At 47.2% G+C, this 4308-nt stretch carries 5 protein-coding genes and 1 pseudogene; 4 read left to right on the forward strand and 2 right to left on the reverse strand.

Annotated elements, in window-relative coordinates; genetic code table 11:
* Both FC814_RS23810 and FC814_RS22275 read left to right on the forward strand, forming a co-directional pair.
* On the forward strand, positions 1–61 hold a 61-nt coding region (locus FC814_RS23810; protein WP_071528444.1), incomplete at its 5' end, for an IS1 family transposase.
* A 206-nt stretch (positions 62–267) separates the two neighbouring features.
* Complete coding sequence (locus FC814_RS22275; protein WP_000146396.1) at positions 268–1356, forward strand: EAL domain-containing protein; 1089 nt, start codon at positions 268–270, stop codon at positions 1354–1356.
* A 41-nt stretch (positions 1357–1397) separates the two neighbouring features.
* Here the strand turns inward: FC814_RS22275 and FC814_RS22280 are convergent, their stop codons facing one another.
* On the reverse strand, positions 1398–2330 hold the full coding sequence (locus FC814_RS22280; protein WP_137326481.1) for a LysR substrate-binding domain-containing protein: 933 nt from the start codon (positions 2328–2330) through the stop codon (positions 1398–1400).
* A 91-nt stretch (positions 2331–2421) separates the two neighbouring features.
* Positions 2422–2919 carry a DUF1097 domain-containing protein gene (locus tag FC814_RS22285; RefSeq protein ID WP_001013863.1) on the reverse strand — a complete coding sequence of 166 codons (498 nt, stop codon included), beginning with the start codon at positions 2917–2919 and terminating at the stop codon, positions 2422–2424.
* A 257-nt stretch (positions 2920–3176) separates the two neighbouring features.
* Here FC814_RS22285 and FC814_RS22290 point away from each other — a divergent pair, with 257 nt between their 5' ends.
* Together FC814_RS22290 and FC814_RS22295 are read left to right on the forward strand one after the other, a co-directional pair.
* The gene (locus FC814_RS22290) at positions 3177–3782 is read left to right on the forward strand and encodes an ankyrin repeat domain-containing protein (RefSeq protein WP_137326482.1); all 606 of its coding nucleotides are present in this window, start codon (positions 3177–3179) and stop codon (positions 3780–3782) included.
* A 39-nt stretch (positions 3783–3821) separates the two neighbouring features.
* Positions 3822–4238, forward strand: a pseudogene (locus FC814_RS22295) (DUF2877 domain-containing protein); the annotation flags it as partial.
* Positions 4239–4308: the final 70 nt, after the last annotated feature.

A 4308-nucleotide genomic window follows, 5' to 3' on the forward strand; every position in this document is an offset into this window, starting at 1 on the left:
ATCGGTGGAGCTGCATGACAAAGTCATCGGGCATTATCTGAACATAAAACACTATCAATAAGTTGGAGTCATTACCAGGGATATAATGACACCTCCGCGATGATTGGCGTTAAGTGGTCATTCTGAACTGAATAATTCGTAAAAGGAGAGGGAGTCGGATGAGTGACAATTCGACTCTCTGTATTATTTTTTTGCCGCCAGCTTTTTCTGCCAGAAAGGAGACAAGCGGATTTAGCTGGCGCACATGATTTAAGCAAGGTGTGTTAAATGGCTTCGCATGATTTGAGTGTTTTTCTTGAAGAGTTCGGGGCAACCGTTAATCTGACGTTGCCTGGTATTGTGTCCGAGAAAGAACGGCTTTTACTCAAGCTGCTGATGGAGGGGATGTCTGTTACAGAAATATCACAATATAGAAACCGCAGTGCAAAAACAATTTCACATCAAAAGAAACAACTGTACGAAAAACTCGGTATTCAGAGTGATATTACCTTCTGGCGGGATATCTTTTTTCAATATCATCCACAGGTAGTCACCGCCACAGGTAATAAAAATAAATTCTATATCCCTGACAACCGTTGTCACCATATTGTCACGCCTGAAGCCATCAGCCTGGCGCTGGAAAACCATGAATTTAAACCGTGGATCCAACCTGTTTTCTGCGCACAGACAGGGGTACTAACAGGCTGTGAAGTGCTTGTTCGCTGGGAGCACCCGCAAACGGGAATTATCCCTCCGGATCAGTTTATTCCTCTGGCGGAGTCATCTGGCCTTATTGTCATAATGACCCGCCAGTTGATGAAACAGACTGCGGATATTCTGCTGCCGGTAAAACATTTGCTACCGGACAATTTCCATATTGGTATCAACGTCTCGGCGGGCTGTTTTTTGGCTGCGGGATTTGAAAAAGAGTGTCTGAACCTGGTCAAGAAATTAGGTAATGATAAAATCAAGCTGGTTCTTGAGCTGACAGAACGTAACCCCATTCCGGTAACACCAGAAGCCAGAGCGATATTTGACAGCCTTCATCAGCACAACATTACCTTTGCGCTGGATGACTTTGGTACGGGTTATGCGACCTATCGTTATCTGCAGGCGTTTCCGGTCGATTTTATTAAAATTGACAAGTCGTTTGTGCAAATGGCGAGTGTTGACGAAATCTCCGGCCATATTGTGGACAATATTGTCGAACTGGCGCGTAAGCCTGGTCTGAGTATCGTAGCGGAAGGGGTAGAAACCCAGGAACAGGCTGACTTAATGATCGGTAAAGGCGTTCACTTTTTGCAGGGCTATTTGTACTCTCCGCCGGTTCCGGGTAATAAATTTGTCTCTGACTGGGTAATGAAAGCCGGTGGTTGATGTAAGCCGCTATTCACAGCGCATCGGGAGGTTGGCAGCGATTAATTCTCCCGATGCAGTAAATCCTGATAGATCCCCGTTAATATGCCATTTGGCGCAAATTGCCTTTTAATCCATTGCGTCACCTGACCCGTTGCAGAGTGCTGGGTCGCCAGTAACATGCGTGAATCCTGGCGCGGATTATGAATTTGTCGGGTAACCAGCAGTGATTGCGCCATCGCTTCACGAACCATGTAATCTGGCAAAAAACCAATCCCTTCACCTAAAATCTGGCACTGACATTTGGTGTTGAAATCTGGCACCAGAATCGACTCCTGCCCATGCAGCAACCAACCCACCTTTTTATTAATCGTATGCGCGGTGTCCTCCACCATAATATTAGGGTAGAAACGCAGCTGGCTTTCGGCGATCGGCTCCGGCACAAAGGCTAACGGGTGATCCGGGGCGATAGCAAAAGCCCAGCGAATCGCACCAATCTCGGTGTAATCAATGCTGCCACCGTCCAGCAGCGTATCGGGCGCGCCGATGGCGATATTCGCCTGGTTATTGATAATCGCATCCCAGACGCCGTTATACACTTCGGTGGTGACGGTAATCTGGCAGGTAGGAAACTGCTTTTTCAGCACCTGTAATAAGCGTGCGGTGTGTTTGGGTGTATAAAGTAGCTGATTAATACAAATGCGCACGCGTGCTTCTATGCCCTGCGAAATAGTATCGATGCTGCGTTTGATGGCGTGAAAATCATTCAGCAGGTCGGTGGCCTTGCGGAAAAAATAACGCCCGGACTCCGTTAACTCAATGCTGCGGGTATTGCGGGTGAACAGCACTACATCCAGCCCCGTTTCCATTCGCTTGATGGTGTAGCTAATGGCGGAAGTGGTTAAACCCAACTCTTCTGCCGCTTTACTGAAGCTGCCAAAACGCGCAGCGGTAGTAAATGCCAACAGATTTTCTTCGGTAAAAATTGAGTTCATTAAACCATTCCCGCCATTTTCTAATATGAATTTCTCCAGCCATGACTGTAGAGGTATCGGTTAAAGATAGATAATCATTTTTGAATAACTTTTAATACCCGTCGCGTTTAGTTGTCGCTTCGCTTAATTTTTGTCCGCCATATTCGGAAATTATCCCCACGCAGTTACCCGCCAGAAAACCCAGTAACGTTACCGTCCAGTTCATCCCGCTGGCAAAAAATAGCGTCATGCCGAGAAAGCCACCGGGAATGAATGACAGTAACCAGAAACGTCCTTGCCAGACCACCACCGCTGAGAAGGGCACGGTAGTAATCACGCTTGCCCAGAATCCAGAAAGACCACTTACAGAAGCCAGCCAGCCGGCAGCCAGCGCGGCGAAAAACGCCCACACCATCCCGGAATAATTAACCGCCAGGCTTCTGATAAACCCCGATTTACCGCCGCCTGCGGCATAAAAACTGCAAAAGGCGACGAAGCCAATGGTTCCTAATAATTCCCATCCCTGAGAGAGCCCGACATGTGAAGCCACTAACTGCCAAAGCCCAGCACAAATACCGACGGTGACACCCGTTGCCGTGAGTCCGTTCATCTTGTTCCCCTCTGGTTAGACATGGACGAAAGCTACTCTTACATGTGCAGACTATAGAGAAATAAAACCGGATTGAGTGAAAGGGTATGGCGAGAAAGAGACAAATATTGCACTACCGCACACTGCGAAAAGATTATTGAACATCATTCAACAAAAAGGCGAAATACGGCGAATTAAATTTAAGCGGGTTCTTTTAGCTGAATTTCGTTGCTATTCTCAATTCATCGAAAACAGCCACAAAAACCAGGGGAATGTTAATGAGTATAAAAAATCCACCTGCCGACTATTTATTGGCTGCACAACAGGGCGATATCGATAAAGTAAAAACCTGCCTTGCGCTGGGTGTCGATATTAATACCTGCGATCGTCAGGGGAAAACGGCAATTACGCTGGCAAGTTTATATCAGCAATATGCTTGCATTCAGGCATTAATTGACGCCGGAGCGGATATTAATAAACAAGATCATACCTGTTTAAATCCTTTTTTAATTAGCTGTCTGAACGATGATTTAACGCTACTACGAATTATTTTACCAGCTAAACCCGATCTTAATTGCGTAACCCGTTTTGGCGGTGTCGGCCTGACGCCTGCCTGTGAAAAAGGCCATTTAAGTATTGTAAAAGAGCTTTTGGCGCATACGGAAATTAACGTTAACCAGACCAACGATGTTGGCTGGACACCGCTGCTGGAAGCGATTGTGCTTAACGATGGCGGTATTAAACAGCAGGCGATTGTCCAGTTATTGCTGGAACACGGTGCCAGCCCCCATCTGACCGATAAATATGGCAAAACGCCGCTGGAACTGGCGCGGGAACGGGGCTTTGAAGAGATTGCACAGTTGCTGATTGCGGCAGGCGCATAAACCGGGAGGCTTGCTATCGACACACCAGAAAGACGGTGTGTGTGGGCGCTAACTGCGGATGCGAATTTCCTGGCGCAGCGGGGGCAAGGACAGGTTGAACAGGTCTTTGCCAGAGCGGTAAATATCGCACTCCCGGCTCGCCAGCAGTTGCTGACGCTACTTTGTGAAGAGTACGACAATGCGCCAAACAGTTGTCGGTTGGCACTCACTCACTTTGATGGTCTGTTCCATCATGGCGATAAGGTTCAGTTTGACGAGCATGGGATTACGATTGGTAAAGATATTCATATAGATAAGCATCGTTGTCAGCGTTGGCTGTCCCCAACACTGCAAATGACCGCTCTGAATTTTCACCTTATCGCCTGGCAACAGTGGCACGACATTATTCATCAGCACCTGGGGGAAAATGAAACCCTGTTTAATTATCGCGGCGATAATCCATTTTATCAGGCGGTGATGCTGCCAACTTACTGATTTAGTGTATGATGGTGTTTTTGAGGTGCTCCAGTGGCTTCTGTTTCTATCA

It is taken from the genome of Escherichia sp. MR (assembly GCF_005280595.1).
Classification (GTDB): Bacteria; Pseudomonadota; Gammaproteobacteria; order Enterobacterales; family Enterobacteriaceae; genus Escherichia; species Escherichia ruysiae.